General features: G+C 71.0%; 11 protein-coding genes. All 11 read right to left on the bottom strand.

Annotation, left to right across the window (positions count from 1 at the left end):
- Positions 1 to 440: 440 nt before the first annotated feature.
- The 11 genes from tyrS to pheS all read right to left on the bottom strand — a co-directional run bounded on the left by tyrS (position 441) and on the right by pheS (position 14,363).
- Positions 441 to 1,754 carry a tyrosine--tRNA ligase gene (tyrS, locus tag ACIPV1_RS18110; RefSeq protein ID WP_123936793.1) on the bottom strand — a complete coding sequence of 438 codons (1,314 nt, stop codon included), beginning with the start codon at positions 1,752 to 1,754 and terminating at the stop codon, positions 441 to 443.
- Between the two features lie 127 nt (positions 1,755 to 1,881).
- Complete coding sequence (locus tag ACIPV1_RS18115; protein WP_402726969.1) at positions 1,882 to 2,577, bottom strand: DNA-3-methyladenine glycosylase; 696 nt, start codon at positions 2,575 to 2,577, stop codon at positions 1,882 to 1,884.
- Positions 2,574 to 4,010 carry an argininosuccinate lyase gene (gene argH / locus ACIPV1_RS18120; protein ID WP_123293380.1) on the bottom strand — a complete coding sequence of 479 codons (1,437 nt, stop codon included), beginning with the start codon at positions 4,008 to 4,010 and terminating at the stop codon, positions 2,574 to 2,576. Before argH ends, ACIPV1_RS18115 begins: the two co-directional genes overlap by 4 nt.
- 42 nt (positions 4,011 to 4,052) lie before the next feature.
- Complete coding sequence (locus tag ACIPV1_RS18125) at positions 4,053 to 5,249, bottom strand: argininosuccinate synthase (RefSeq protein WP_173170806.1); 1,197 nt, start codon at positions 5,247 to 5,249, stop codon at positions 4,053 to 4,055.
- A gap of 5 nt (positions 5,250 to 5,254) precedes the next feature.
- A complete protein-coding gene (argF, locus tag ACIPV1_RS18130; protein WP_131921865.1) occupies positions 5,255 to 6,181 on the bottom strand; it encodes an ornithine carbamoyltransferase in 927 nt (308 codons plus the stop codon).
- A complete protein-coding gene (locus ACIPV1_RS18135) occupies positions 6,178 to 7,347 on the bottom strand; it encodes an acetylornithine transaminase (RefSeq protein ID WP_402727013.1) in 1,170 nt (389 codons plus the stop codon). The genes argF and ACIPV1_RS18135 overlap by 4 nt, the downstream gene beginning before the upstream one ends.
- 50 nt (positions 7,348 to 7,397) lie before the next feature.
- The gene (gene argB / locus ACIPV1_RS18140) at positions 7,398 to 8,450 is read right to left on the bottom strand and encodes an acetylglutamate kinase (protein WP_123293376.1); all 1,053 of its coding nucleotides are present in this window, start codon (positions 8,448 to 8,450) and stop codon (positions 7,398 to 7,400) included.
- Positions 8,450 to 9,658: a bifunctional glutamate N-acetyltransferase/amino-acid acetyltransferase ArgJ gene (argJ, locus tag ACIPV1_RS18145; RefSeq protein ID WP_402726970.1), complete on the bottom strand. Its 1,209-nt coding sequence runs from the start codon at positions 9,656 to 9,658 to the stop codon at positions 8,450 to 8,452. Before argJ ends, argB begins: the two co-directional genes overlap by 1 nt.
- A complete protein-coding gene (locus ACIPV1_RS18150) occupies positions 9,655 to 10,752 on the bottom strand; it encodes an N-acetyl-gamma-glutamyl-phosphate reductase (protein ID WP_402726971.1) in 1,098 nt (365 codons plus the stop codon). The genes argJ and ACIPV1_RS18150 overlap by 4 nt, the downstream gene beginning before the upstream one ends.
- A gap of 78 nt (positions 10,753 to 10,830) precedes the next feature.
- Entirely contained in the window at positions 10,831 to 13,323 is a 2,493-nt protein-coding gene (pheT, locus tag ACIPV1_RS18155) for a phenylalanine--tRNA ligase subunit beta (RefSeq protein WP_402726972.1), read from the bottom strand.
- Positions 13,323 to 14,363, bottom strand: a complete 1,041-nt coding sequence (gene pheS / locus ACIPV1_RS18160; RefSeq protein ID WP_111086283.1) for a phenylalanine--tRNA ligase subunit alpha — start codon at positions 14,361 to 14,363, stop codon at positions 13,323 to 13,325. The genes pheT and pheS overlap by 1 nt, the downstream gene beginning before the upstream one ends.
- Positions 14,364 to 14,436 lie beyond the last annotated feature (73 nt).

Genomic DNA, 14,436 nt, shown 5'->3' on the forward strand with positions numbered 1-14,436 from the left:
ACCTGAACAACCGAAGCTGCCCAGGCACGAGGTCAATCAATAAATTGGCATTGACAATGTGCACGCTGTTGAGTTCTCAAGGACCAGACGCACTCGCTCTTCGGCTCAGGTTCGAGCTCCAGCCACGAGGCTTGTGTACTTGGCTTGCCACCGGTGTGTCGTCGGACCCGGAGGTCCTGTGGCTCATCCCCGAGGGGAGAGAACCGGTGGGTTTGTCATCCTAGGCGTCGAAGCGATCGAGCACAAGGCCAGATCTGATCTTCAGTGGAGGATGGTCCCGCTTGAGGGCCGACGTGCTCTGGGCTTTCGCTCCAGCCGCTCCGCCGCACCTTTGGGGTGACGAGTAGGAACTTTACGCAGGCCTGGGCGAGTGTGCCAAGCCAGGCCCGATCCCGGGCGTGTCGCGTTGTGCAACACGCGTCGCCCGGGTGCCGGGGCGATCAGGCCAGCGTCACGCCGGCGAGGGTCTTCTTGCCGCGGCGGAGCACGAGGACTCCCCCGGGCAGGGCGAGGTCCGACAGCGGTGCGGTGGCGTCCTCGGCTCGGACGTTGTTCACGTACACGCCGCCCTGGTCAATCGCCCGGCGCGCTTCGCCGAGGGACTTCACGAGCTCGGTCTCGACGAGTGCCCGGGCCACGTCGGCTCCGGCCTCGATGGTGACCGACCCCGGCAGCTCCGCGATCGCCGACCGCAGGGTGTCCGGATCCAGCGCACCGAGGTCCCCGTTGCCGAACAGCGCGGCCGCAGCGTCGATCGCGGCCTGGGTGGCGTCGAACCCGTGCACGAGCGAGGTGACCTCGAACGCGAGGGTCCGCTGCGCTTCGCGCCGGAACGGTTCGTCGGCGACCGCCTGCTCGAGTCGCTCGATCTCGGCACGGGACAGGAACGTGAACTCCCGCAACCGGGCGATCACGTCGGCATCCGCCGTGTTGAGCCAGAACTGGTACAGCGCGTACGGCGACGTCATCTCGGCGTCGAGCCAGATGGCGTTGCCCTCGCTCTTGCCGAACTTCGTGCCGTCCGAGTTCGTGATCAAGGGTGTCCCGAGCGCGTGCACCGTCGCACCCTCGGCACGACGGATGAGCTCCGTCCCCGAGGTCAGGTTGCCCCACTGGTCCGAGCCACCCGTCTGCAGCGTGCAGCCGTACTGCCGGAAGAGCTCGCGGTAGTCGAGGCCCTGCAGGATCTGGTAGCTGAACTCCGTGTAGCTGATGCCCGCGTCGGAGTTCAGCCGCGCGGCGACGGCGTCCTTCTTGAGCATCGAGTTCACCCGGAAGTACTTGCCGACGTCGCGCAGGAAGTCGATGGCGGACATCGGTGACGTCCAGTCGAGGTTGTTCACCAGCCGGACGCCGTTGTCACCGTCCGGACTGAGGAACCGCGACACCTGTCCCTGCAGACGCGCCACCCACTCGGCGACGGTCTCGCGGGTGTTCAGCGTGCGCTCCGCCGTCGGACGCGGGTCGCCGATGAGCCCCGTCGATCCCCCGACGAGCGCCAGCGGCTTGTGCCCGGCGAGCTGCAACCGACGCATGGTCAGGAGCTGCAGCAGGTTGCCGCAGTGCAGCGACGGTGCCGTGGGGTCGAAGCCGCAGTAGTACGTGATCGGATCACCGTCGAGGGCCTCTTGGAGTGCGGTCTCGTCGGTCGAGACCTGCACCAGACCGCGCCAGCGCAGTTCGTCCCACACCGAGGCGAAGGTGGGGTCGTTCTGCTGGCGCGTCAGGACGTCTTGAGCGGTATCACTGGACACCCCGCCATCGTAGCGGCGGCGCACCACCGACAGCGCGCCGTCGACCGGGAGGCCCGTGGTGCGTCTGGGCCCACGCCGCCGGTTCCGGCGCGACGCGCCAGCGGCGGGCCGGCCGTGCCGGTGGGGATCAGTCGAGGGCACCCTTGTGCCGTCGGTACGTCGAGACCGTCGGGTCGCCCGTCAACCAGAAGCGCCAGGGGTACTGCGCACCGCCGGCGATGCCGCCGACGCCGGTGCGCGGTCCGCGCGAGATGCGCGGGACCGGACCCGTCCCGCCGGGGCCGGGTGCGGTCTCGGTCAGGAGTTCCTCGACGACGCGGGCCGGAGAGGCGGAGGCGAGCCGCGCCTCCAGGCCGGGTGCCAACGTGAGCACGAACGGACCGGACCCGTCGAGCAGCGAGGTGCCGTCGTCCTGTCCGAGCACCGCGCCGAGGGCGCCACCGAGGTTGCCGGGGCCACGCGCCAACGCGACGTCGGCGACCGACGGGCCACGTCGTCCGCGTGCGGTGTCGACGCCCTCGATCACCTGCGCACCGCGGAGCAGGGAACCGGAGGAGATGCCGGCCGGTGCACTCACGACGTTGACGCAGGTGTGGATGCCGTACGAGCGGTACGCGTACAGGGTGCCCGGCGACCCGAACAGGTGGCGGTTGCGCTCGGTCGGACCGCGGTGCCCGTGCGAGCCGGGGTCGGTGGGGCCGAAGTAGGCCTCGACCTCGGTGATGCGCAGGGTCACGCCTCGGCCCGCGATCGTCGCGCCGAGCAGCGCCGGGGCGATGCGCGGCGCCGGCTTAGCGAGCATCGCGAGCAGCCCCTCGGTCATCGCGTGAAGGGTGCGCCCTCGGCCAGGTCGTGGACGCGACGCGTGACGGACGCCAGCTGCTCGGCCACACGGTCCGGAGCGGTTCCGCCGACACCCGAGCGGGACGCGACACTGCCCTCGATCGTGAGCACGGCACGGACCCCGGGGGTCAGGTGCTCGGAGACCGACCGGTACTCGTCGTCGGTCGGGTCGTCGAGCTCGATGCCCCGCTGTTCGCAGTACCGGACCAGCGCACCGGACACCTCGTGCGCATCGCGGAACGGGACGCCCTGACGGACCAGCCACTCGGCCACGTCGGTCGCGAGCGAGAAGCCCTGCGGCGCGAGCTCGGCCATCCGGTCCGTGTCGAACGTGAGCGTCGCGATCATGCCGGTGAAGGCCGGCAGCAGGACCTCGAGCGTGGCGACCGAGTCGAAGACGGGCTCCTTGTCCTCCTGCAGGTCGCGGTTGTAGGCGAGCGGCAGTCCCTTCAAGGTCGCGAGCAGGCCCGTCAGGTTGCCGATCAGACGACCGGACTTGCCGCGCGCGAGCTCGGCGATGTCCGGGTTCTTCTTCTGCGGCATGATGCTCGAGCCGGTCGAGAAGGCGTCGTGGAGCCGGACGAAGCCGAACTCCTTCGTGTTCCAGAGGATGACCTCTTCCGACAGACGCGAGACGTCGATGCCGATCTGCGCGAGGACGAACGCGAACTCGGCGACGACGTCGCGGGCGGCCGTGGCGTCGATCGAGTTGTCGGCCGGGCGGTCGAACCCGAGCTCCGCGGCGATCGCGGCGGGGTCGAGACCGAGCGAACTGCCGGCGAGGGCACCGGCGCCGTACGGGCTCACGCTCGCGCGGCCCGCCCAGTCGCGGAGGCGCTCGAGGTCGCGGACCAACGGCCACGCGTGCGCCAGCAGGTGGTGCGCGAGGAGGACGGGCTGCGCGTGCTGCAGGTGCGTGCGACCCGGCATGATCGCCGACGGGTGCTCGTTGGCCTGCTGGGTGATCGCGTCGACCAGGTCGATCACGAGCCGACCGATCCGGCGCCCGTGGTCGAGCATGTGCATGCGGCCGAGCGTCGCGATCTGGTCGTTGCGGCTGCGGCCGGCGCGGAGCTTGCCGCCGAGCTCCGGACCGAGGTCGGCGATGAGGAGGCGCTCGAGGGCACCGTGGACGTCCTCGTCTGACTCGTCGGGCTGCAGCGTGCCGTCGGCGTGCGCGGCCTCGAGCCGGTCGAGTCCGGCGAGCATGCGCTCGAGCTCGTCCGCCGTCAGGTACCCGGCCGTGTGCAGGGCCCGGGCGTGCGCGCGGGAGCCGGCGATGTCGTACGGGGCGAGCTGCCAGTCGAAGTGCGTCGACTTCGACAGCGCTGCCAGGGCCGCACTCGGGCCGTCGGCGAAGCGGGCGCCCCAGAGGGCTCCGGTGTTGGTGGCGTCGGTCTTCTCGTCGGTCATGTCGTCCTGCGTCGTTGTCGTCGGGCCGGGTGGCGGCGGGTGTCAGTTCGCCGCGTCGCGGCGGGCGGAGATCTTGCTGGGGAGCGACCAGAGTTCGATGAAGCCCTTCGAGAGGGACTGGTCGAACGTGTCGCCGGTGTCGTACGTTGCGAGGTCGAAGTCGTACAGGCTCTGCTCCGAGCGACGGCCGGTCACCGTCGCCCGACCGCCGTGCAGCTGGAGGCGGACGTCGCCGGAGACGTGCTGCTGGGTGTGGTCGACGAAGGCGTCGAGGCTGCGCTTCAGCCCGCCGAACCACAGACCGTCGTAGACCAGGTCGGCCCACTCCGACTCGACACCGCGCTTGTAGCGGTTCACGTCGCGCTCGAGGGTGAGGCGCTCGAGCTCCTCGTGCGCCGTGATGAGCGCGATCGCCGCAGGGGCCTCGTACACCTCGCGCGACTTGATGCCGACGAGGCGGTCCTCGACGACGTCGATCCGACCGACGCCGTGCTTGCCGGCCACGGCGTTCAGCTCCTGCACGATCCGCAGCACGCTGAAGCGCTGCCCGTCGAGCGCCACCGGGACGCCGCGCTCGAACGTGATGGTCACCTCGTCCGGCTCGCGCGGGACGGCGGGGTCCTGCGTGTACGCGTAGAGGTCCTCGGTCGGGGCGTTCCACGGGTCTTCGAGGAAGCCGGTCTCGACGGCCCGGCCCCACACGTTCTGGTCGATCGAGTACGGCGACCGCTGCGACTGCTGGATCGGCAGGGCGTGCTGCTCGGCGTACGCGATCGCCTTGTCCCGGGTCAGGGCGAGGTCACGCACCGGTGCCACGCTCCGCAGGTCCGGGGCGATCGCCGCGACGGCGGCTTCGAACCGGACCTGGTCGTTGCCCTTGCCGGTGCAGCCGTGCGCGACGCTGTCGGCACCGAGCTGCTTCGCCGTCAGCGCGAGGTGCTTCGCGATGAGCGGGCGGCTCAGCGCCGACACCAGCGGGTAGCGCTTTTGGTACAGCGCGTTGGCCTTGAGGGCCGGCACGATGTACTCGTCGGCGTACTCGTCCTTGGCGTCGACCACGATCGACTCGACGGCCCCGCAGTCGAGCGCGCGCTGTCGGATCGCGTCGAGGTCCTCGCCGCCCTGGCCGACGTCGACCGCCAGCGCCACCACCTCTTTGCCGGTGGCGTCACGCAGCCAGCCGATCCCGACGGAGGTGTCGAGGCCGCCGGAGTAGGCGAGGACGACGCGGTCAGCCATGGTGCTCAGACGTTCGCGGCGAGGAGCCAGGCCAGCAGCGCCTTCTGGGCGTGCAGACGGTTCTCCGCCTCGTCCCAGATGATGCTGCGCGGCCCGTCGATGACGTCGGCGGTCACCTCGTAGCCACGGTCGGCGGGCAGGCAGTGCATGAACACCGCGTCGTCGGCAGCGTGCGCCATCAGGGCGTCGTCCACGCGGTACCCGGAGAAGGTGTCGAGGCGCGACTGCTTCTCGGACTCCTTGCCCATCGACACCCAGGTGTCGGTGACCACGACGTCGGCACCGGCGACCGCTGCCACCGGGTCGGTGACGACCAGGACGGAACCGCCGGTCTCGGCCGAACGGTGCTCGGCGTCGGTGACGACCTGCGGGGACGGCGAGAACTCGGCGGGAGCCGCGACGCGGACGTGCATGCCCGCGGTCGCGCCGGCGAGCAGGTACGACTGCGCCATGTTGCTCGCGCCGTCGCCGATGAACGCCACGGTCTGGCCCGCCAGCGTGCCGCGGTGCTCGCGGATGGTGAGCAGGTCGGCGAGCAGCTGGCAGGGGTGGAAGTCGTCGGACAGTGCGTTGACGACGGGGACGGTCGTGCCGGCGGCCATCTCCTCGAGACCGGCCTGCCCGTAGGTGCGCCAGACGATCGCCGACACCATGCGCTCGAGCACGCGGGCGGTGTCCGACGGGGTCTCCTTGCCGCCGAGCTGGCTGTTCGCCGTCGAGATGATGAGCGGGCTGCCGCCCAGGTCGGAGATGCCGACGTGGAACGACACCCGGGTGCGGGTCGACGACTTGTCGAAGATGACCGCGACGCTCTGCGGGCCGGCGAGGGGCTTCGCACCCCAACGGTCGGCCTTCATCTGGTCGGCGATGTCGAGGATCGCGGACTGCTCGGCCTGGCTGAGGTCGTCGTCCCGGAGGAAGTGGCGGGTCATGCGGAGGTCTCCTGGGCGGCAGCGACGGCCGCGAGGCTCTGGGCGAGGATCGACACGAACTCGTCGATCTCGGCGTCGGACACGATGAGCGGCGGCGCGAGGCGCAGGCTCGACTCGTTCGGGGCGTTGATGATGAGGCCACGCTCGAGGGCGGCGGCGTTGACCGCGGCCGCGATCGGGCCGGTGAGCCCGACGCCGATGAGCAGACCGGTGCCGCGGACCTCTTCGACGAGCGGTGAGCCGATGCCGGCGATGCCGGTCCGGATCCGCTCGCCCTTGACCACGGCGGCAGCGACGAGGTCCGCGCGTTCGATCTCCTCGAGCACCGCGTTCGCCACGCGGGTGCCGAGCGGGTTGCCGCCGAAGGTCGAACCGTGCTGACCGGCCGAGAACAGGTCGGACGCCCACCCGAAGGTCACGAGCGCACCGATCGGGAAGCCGCCGGCGATGCCCTTGGCCACCGTGACGGCGTCGGGGGTGAAGCCGTGGCCCTGGTAGGTGAACCAGTTGCCCGTCCGGCCGACACCGGTCTGGATCTCGTCGAGGATCAGCAGCGCACCGTGCTCCTCGGTCAGCCGGCGCGCGGCGAGCAGGAAGCCCTCGGGCAGGTCGACGACGCCGGCCTCGCCCTTGATCGGCTCGATGACGATCGCCGCGACCGTGTCGTCGATGGACGCCTCGAGCGCTGCGACGGTGGAGTCGATGTGCTCGACGCCCGGGATCATCGGCAGGAAGTCCTGCTGCAGCGCGGGCTTGCCGGTGAGCGCGAGTGCCCCCATCGTCCGGCCGTGGAACCCCTGCTTCAGCGCGAGGATGCGGGTCTTCTGCCCGTCGGCGCCCTTGTTCAGGCGCGCGAGCTTGAACGCGGCCTCGTTCGCCTCTGCCCCGGAGTTGCCGAAGTACACCCGCCCGGCGTCGACCGCACCGGTGATGCGCTTGAGGCGCTCCGCCAGCTCGAGCTGGGGCGGCGTCGCGAAGTAGTTCGACACGTGCACGAGCTTCGCGGCCTGGTCGGCGATCGCCTCGACCAGGACGGGGTGCGCGTGGCCGAGCGAGTTGACGGCGATGCCCGCCAGGAAGTCGAGGTACTCGTTGCCCTCGACGTCCCAGACACGGCAGCCCTGTCCGCGCTCGAGCATGATCTTCGGCGGGGTCAGGGATCGCATGAGCGACGCCCCGAACCGGTCGTTCCAGGTCTCGGTCTGCGTCTCGCTGCTCACGGCTGCTGCCCCTTCTCGGTCGTGCTGGCCACGTGTTGGCCGGTGCTGGTGCTCGTCGACGGTGCTGCGACGCGTCGGCCGATCTCGGCGTGGGTCATCTGGTTCTCGGTGCGTCGGCTCGGGTCCGGGATCACCTCGGTGCCCGCACCGCGCAGGGTGAAGACCTCGAGCAGGATCGAGTGCGGGATCCGACCGTCGATGATCGTCGCCCCGCCGACCCCGCCGACCACGGCGTCGAGGCACGCGGTCATCTTCGGGATCATGCCCGACTCGAGGGACGGCAGGAGCGCGCGGAGCTCCTCGACCGCGATGAGGTCGACGAGCGAGTCACGGTCCGGCCAGTTGCGGTAGAGGCCGGGGACGTCGGTGAGCATGATGAGCTTCGACGCACGCAGCGCGATCGCCAGGGCACCCGCGGCCGCATCGGCGTTCACGTTGAGGGCCTGGTCCGGGTGGGCGTCGTCGATCGCGATGCTCGAGACCACCGGGATGCGGCCGGCCTCGATCGCGGCGAGCACCCCTGACGGGTCGACGTGGGTGATGTCACCGACGTGCCCGAGGTCGTACTCCTGCCCGTCGACGACCACGCCCTTCTGCTCGCCGGTGAACAGGGACCCGCCGTCGCCGAACACGCCGACGGCCAGGCCCTCGCCGTGCTCGTTCATCAGGTCGACGATCTCGCGGTTGACCTCGCCCGCCAGGACGTCGCGGACGACCGAGATCGCCTCGGTCGTGGTGACGCGGTAGCCGCCACGGAACTCGGACTCGATCCCCTGCTCCTTGAGCGCGGCCGAGATCTGCGGACCCCCGCCGTGCACGACGACGGGGTGCAACCCGGCGTAGCGGAGGTAGACCATGTCCTCGGCGAACGCACGCTTGAGGTCCTCGTTCACCATCGCGTTGCCGCCGAACTTGACGACGACGACCTTGCCGGAGAACCGCTTGAGCCACGGCAGGGACTCGATCAGGGTCGCGGCCTTGACGGCGGCGAACTCGTGCTCTTCTTCCTTCGTGAGGGGCGTCCCGGCCCCTTCGGTGTCGTTCGCCATCAGCTGGAGTACGCGCTGTTCTCGTGCACGTAGTCGTGCGTGAGGTCGTTGGTCAGGATCGTCGCCGAGTGCGTCCCGACGCCGAGGTCGATGCGCACGTGGGTGTCCCGCGGCGTCAGGTCGACGGTGTCGCTCGGCTGGTCCGGGGCGCCGGCGTGGCAGACCCGGACACCGTTCATGCTGACGTCGACCGCGTACGGGTCGAAGTCGGCGTCCGTGGTGCCGATGGCCGCGAGGACCCGGCCCCAGTTCGGGTCGTTGCCGAAGACGGCCGCCTTGAACAGGTTGTTGCGCGCGACACTCCGGCCGACGGTGACGGCGTCGTCCTCGGTCGCGGCGTGCACGACCTCGATCGCGATGTCGTGGCTGGCGCCCTCGGCGTCCTGCTGCAGCTGGCGGGCCAGGTCGGCGCAGACCGCGGTCAGGGCTTCCTGGAAGTCGCCGACCTCGGGCGTCACCCCGCTCGCACCCGACGACAGCAGCACGACGGTGTCGTTCGTCGACATGCAGCCGTCCGAGTCGACGCGGTCGAAGGTGATGCGGGTGGCCGCGCGGAGCGCCTGGTCGAGCTGGTCCGGGGTCTGCACGGCGTCGGTCGTGATCACGACGAGCATCGTCGCGAGTCCGGGTGCGAGCATGCCCGCACCCTTCGCCATGCCACCGACGGTCCAGCCGTCCTCGGTCACCACGGACTGCTTCGCCCTGGTGTCGGTCGTCATGATGGCCGTGGCCGCGTCCGGGCCGCCATCACCGGTGAGCGCAGCGCCCGCGAGGTCGACGCCCCGGAGCACGTTGTCGCGGAACGTCTGGTCGCCCACCCCGATGAGGCCGGTGGAGCAGACGACGACGTCGCCCGCACCGATGCCGAGGGCGTCACCGACGGCTTCGGCGGTCAAGTGCGTGGTCTGGAAGCCGAAGGGGCCCGTGAAGCAGTTGGCACCGCCGGAGTTCAGGACGACGGCGCGCGCGACGCCGTCACCGACGACCTGGCGGGACCAGATCACCGGATGCGCCTGCGCGCGGTTGCTGGTGAAGACCGCGGCCACGGCCGCGTCGGGGCCGTCGTTGACGACGAGGGCCACGTCCGGCTTGCCGCTGGTCTTCAGGCCGGCGGTCACGCCGGCAGCGCGGAAACCCGCTGCCGCGGTGACGCCCTGGAGGCCCGGTTCGCCCTGGGTGGGCTTGCTCACGTCGGTGAGGTCGGTCACGGTGCGACTCCGTCCACGCTGAGGCCCAGGGTCTCCGGCAGACCCAGGGCGATGTTGGTCGACTGGACGGCGGCACCCGCCGTGCCCTTCGCGAGGTTGTCGAGAGCCGTCACGGCGACGACGCGGCCTGCGGCCTCGTCCACCGCGATACCGACGAGTGCGGTGTTCGCACCGATGGTGTCCGAGACCCGGGGGAACTCGCCCTCGGGCAACAGGTGCACGAACGGCTCGTCGGCGTAGGCCTGTTCCCAGGCGAGCCGCACGTCGCGCGCGCTGACACCCGGGGTGAGCTTGGCCGTCGTCGTCGCGAGGATGCCCCGCGACATCGGGACGAGCACGGGCGTGAACGAGATCGTCACGTCGGCAGCACCCGCCACGACCAGGTTCTGCTGGATCTCCGGGACGTGCCGGTGCGTGCCGCCCACCGCGTAGGCGCTGGCGGAACCCATGATCTCGGACGCCAGGTAGGTGTTGGCGAGCTTCTTGCCGGCACCGCTCGGGCCGACGCTCAGCACGGCGACGATGTCGTCCGACTCGACGAGCCCGGCCTGGATGCCCGGCTGGATGCCGAGCGTCACCGCGGTGACGTTGCACCCGGGGACCGCGATCCGCTTGGTGCCGACCAGGGCCGAACGCTGCTTGCCCTGCGACGCGATGTCCTCGACCTCGCGCCACTCGTCGGCCGAACCCGGGGTCGGGGCGGCGAGCAGGAGCTCCGGCAGGCCGTAGGTCCAGGCGCCGTGGTAGTCACCGCCGTAGAACTGCTCCCAGGCTGCGGGGTCCGTCAGACGGTGGTCCGCGCCGCAGTCCACCACGAGGGCGTCGTCGCCGAGCTCCTCGGTGATCGCCCCCGACTGACCGTGCGGCAGCGCCAGGAACACGACGTCGTGCCCGCGGAGCGTCTCGGCCGTCGTCTTCTCGAGGGTCAGGTGCGACAGCGACCGGAGGTGCGGCTGCGTCGCGATCAACGGCTGTCCGGCGTTCGAGAACGCCGTCACCGTCCTGACGTCGAACTCGGGATGGGCGGAGAGCACGCGCAGGAGCTCACCACCCGCGTAGCCGGAGGCTCCCGCCACGGCGACGGATACGGACATGGGATTCCACCTTTGGTCGGACTGGTCGTCGAGAGAGTCGGAGGCGGCGACCCCGGGCGGTGCTGATCCCGTCGTGGGTCAGTCGCGCAGGGTCGCCCCGAATCGCTCGCCGGCACGTCGGACTGCGCCGTCACGGGCCTCGGTGGCCTCGGCAGCGGTCAGCGTGCGGTCCGTGGCACGGAAGCGCAGGGCGAACGTCAGGGACTTCTGTCCCTCGTCCACGCCGGAGCCCCGGTAGTCATCCACGAGCCGAGCATACTCCAACAGGTCTCCGGCACCAGAGCGGACCGCATCCAACACGTCACCGGCCGGCACCCCGGCGTCGACGACCAGGGACAGGTCCTGCGTCGCTGCCGGGTACGACACGATCGGCGCGACCGCGACGAGGTCGGGGGCCGCGGCCACCATGGCGTCGAGGTCGAGCTCGACCACGGCCACCACGCGGGGCAGCACCGCAGCGGCGGACAGCTCCGGCAGGAGTTCGCCGGCGACGCCCACGACGGTGTCGCCCACGAGCAGCGACGCCGCGCGGCCCGGGTGCAGGGACGGGTGGGTGGTCTGCACGACGCGCAGTTCCACGCCGACGGCCCACGCGACCTGGCGAGCCGCGTCGATCGCGTCGGCGATGCCGTACGGCTCCGCCGCGACGCCCGCCTGCTTGCCGACGCGGTTGCCGGTGAGCAGGGCGGACACGTGGAACGGCTGTGCGGGCAGGGACGCGTCGAGCGCCTCGAGCGTCGCGCGGTCGGGCAGCGCGGCACCGGCCGGGACCTCGTCGGTGCCGAGCGTCACGCCCGTCGCTGGAAGGAACACCCGCGAGGTCTCGTAGAGCGCGACGTCGAGCAGGCCGCGCGAGACGTTCCGGCGAGCGGCGTCGACGAGGGCCGGCACACCACTGCGGCGGAGCAGGTTCTGCTCGCTGTCGAGGGCGTTGGCGAGGACGACGCTCGGGCCGCCCTCCGGGTCGATCCCCGGGTAGGCGTCCTGCGTCGCGGCGGAGACGAACGGCGCCGTCACCGCTTCGACCAGACCCGCGGCGGCGAGGGCCGCGGAGATCCGACGGCGCGCCTGCTGGTGCGGGGTGAGCCCGCGTCCGGGCGGGGCCACGGGGAGCACGCTCGGGATGCGGTCGTACCCGACGATCCGCGCGACCTCTTCGACCAACGTGGTGTCGTCGGTCAGGTCCGGACGCCAGGTCGGCGGGGTGACGGCGAGCTGCGCGCCGTCGGCCTGCACCGTCGCGCCGATCGCACGGAGGGTGTCCACGACCTCGGCGTCGCTGTAGTCCACGCCGATGAGCTCGGCCGGACGCGAGGTCCGCATGGCGACCGTTGCACGGGGCTCGGTGTCGACGAGCGTGGAACCGAGGGCATCGGCCGTGCCGCCGGCCAGCTCGACGAGGAGGTCGACGGCACGGTTCGCAGCAGCCTCGGCCACGAGCGGGTCGACGCCGCGCTCGAACCGACGGGAGGCCTCGCTCGGCAGCTTGTGGCGGCGAGCGGTCCGCGCGATCGAGACCTGGTCGAAGCCAGCTGCCTCGATCAGGACGTCGGTCGTGCTCGCCGAGATCTCCGTCCGGGCACCGCCCATCACGCCGGCGAGCCCGACGGGGCCGTCGTGGTCGGTGATGACGAGGTCCTCGGGGTCGAGCTTCCGCTCGGCGCCGTCGAGGGTCTCGAGCGTCTCGCCAACAGCGGCACGACGGACGCCCAGGCCACCGCGGACGGTCGACAGGTCGTAGCCGTGCAGCGGCTGGCCGAGCTCGAACATGACGTAGTTCGTGATGTCGACGGGCAGCGAGATCGAACGGACGCCTGCCAGGGCGAGACGCGACACCATCCAAGCCGGTGTCTTCGCGGTGGGGTCGATGCCTCGGACGACGCGGGTGACGAAGGTGCTCGCGCCGACGCGACCGCGGATCGGAGCCTGGTCGTCGATCGTGACCGAGAAGCCCTCTGCCGTGCGGGGTGCGACGCGGTCGACGGGGTCGTGGAAGCTCGCGCCGGTGGCGTGGGCGTACTCACGCGCGACACCGCGCATGCTCAGCACGTACCCGCGGTCCGGCGTGACGTTGATCTCGACCGCCGCGTCGTCGAGGCCGAGGAGCGCGATGGCGTCCTGGCCGACGTCGGGCTCCATGTCGAGGTCTGCGAAGCGGAGGATGCCCTCGTGCTCGTCACCGAGACCGAGCTCACGCGCGGAGGCGATCATGCCGTCGGAGACGTGGCCGTAGGTCTTGCGGGCCGCGATCGGGAACGGTCCGGGCAGCACGGCGCCGGGCAGCGTCACGACGACGAGGTCGCCCACGTCGAAGTTGTGCGCACCGCAGACGATGCCGCGGGGCTCGGGCTCACCGACGTCCACCTGGCACCAGTTGATCGTCTTGCCGTTCTTCTGCGGTTCCGGGACGCGCTCGAGCACCCGGCCGACCACGACGGGGCCGGTCAGGTCGAAGGTGTGGACGTCCTCTTCCTCGAAGCCGACCGACACGAGCGCCGCGTGGACGTGTTCGAGGGTGACGTCCTCGGGGAGGTCGACGGACTCGCCGAGCCAGCGGAGTGGGACGCGCATCAGACCACCGTTCCGAACTGCTGCGAGAAGCGGATGTCGCCCTCGAGGAAGTCACGCATGTCGTTCAGGCCGTTGCGGAACTGCAGCGTCCGCTCGATGCCCATGCCGAAGGCGAAGCCCTGGTACTCGTCCGGGTCGATGCCGGCGGCACGCAGGACGTTGGGGTTGACCATGCCGCAGCCGCCCCACTCGACCCACCGCGCGCCACCCTTGGCGTTCGGCTGCCAGACGTCCATCTCGGCGCTGGGCTCGGTGAACGGGAAGTAGTTCGGGCGCAGGCGGATCTGCGCCTCGGCACCGAAGACCTGGCGGGCGAAGTGCTCGAGCGTGCCACGCAGGTGCGCCATCGTCAGGCCCTTGTCGATCGCGATGCCCTCGACCTGGGTGAAGACCGGCAGGTGCGTGGCGTCGAGCTCGTCGGCGCGGTACACGCGGCCCGGAGCGATGACGTAGAGCGGGAGGTCGCGGGACAGCAGGGACCGCACCTGCACGGGCGACGTGTGGGTGCGCATGACCAGGTGCCGGTCGACGGGCTCGACGAAGATCGTGTCCGCCATGGCCCGGGCCGGGTGGTCCTGGTCGAAGTTCAGGGCGTCGAAGTTGAACCACTCGTGCTCGAGCTCGGGGCCCTCTGCCACTTCCCACCCCATGCCGACGAAGATGTCCGCGACGGCTTCGTTGAGCAGCGAGAGCGGGTGGCGCGAGCCGGTCGGGCGGTGGGTCGGCAACGCGGTGACGTCGACGCGCTCGGCCTCGAGCCGCGCGCGCTCTTCAGCCACGGCGAGGACCGACTCCTGCTCCGCGATCGCCGCGTTCAGCCGCCCGCGGGCCTGACCGACGAGCTTGCCGGCCGCGGCCTTCTGCTCCGGCGGGACGCTGCGCATCGACGCGTTCATCCGAGCCAGCGGCGACTGCTCACCGGTGTGCTCGGCCCTGGCCTGCTTCAGTTCGGCGACCGTCGTCGTGGCGCGGACGGCGGCGAGTGCTGCATCCACGGCGTCGGCGACGGCCGATTCGCTGATCTCGAGAGGTTCTGACACGAGACCCAAGCCTACCGGCCGACGGGATACCACCCGCCTGCACCGATCAGACGGTGGATGACCGTCAGTACCG

The organism is Curtobacterium sp. NPDC089991 (assembly GCF_044748425.1).
GTDB lineage: Bacteria > Actinomycetota > Actinomycetes > Actinomycetales > Microbacteriaceae > Curtobacterium.

Bases quoted from the DNA above. Each gene is read 5' to 3' on its own strand.
- ACIPV1_RS18115 (WP_402726969.1), bottom strand. From the start codon at position 2,577: ATGACCGAGGGGCTGCTCGCGATGCTCGCTAAGCCGGCGCCGCGCATC.
- argH (WP_123293380.1), bottom strand. From the start codon at position 4,010: ATGACCGACGAGAAGACCGACGCCACCAACACCGGAGCCCTCTGGGGC.
- ACIPV1_RS18125 (WP_173170806.1), bottom strand. From the start codon at position 5,249: ATGGCTGACCGCGTCGTCCTCGCCTACTCCGGCGGCCTCGACACCTCC.
- argF (WP_131921865.1), bottom strand. From the start codon at position 6,181: ATGACCCGCCACTTCCTCCGGGACGACGACCTCAGCCAGGCCGAGCAG.
- ACIPV1_RS18135 (WP_402727013.1), bottom strand. From the start codon at position 7,347: ATGCGATCCCTGACCCCGCCGAAGATCATGCTCGAGCGCGGACAGGGC.
- argB (WP_123293376.1), bottom strand. From the start codon at position 8,450: ATGGCGAACGACACCGAAGGGGCCGGGACGCCCCTCACGAAGGAAGAA.
- ACIPV1_RS18150 (WP_402726971.1), bottom strand. From the start codon at position 10,752: ATGTCCGTATCCGTCGCCGTGGCGGGAGCCTCCGGCTACGCGGGTGGT.
- pheT (WP_402726972.1), bottom strand. From the start codon at position 13,323: ATGCGCGTCCCACTCCGCTGGCTCGGCGAGTCCGTCGACCTCCCCGAG.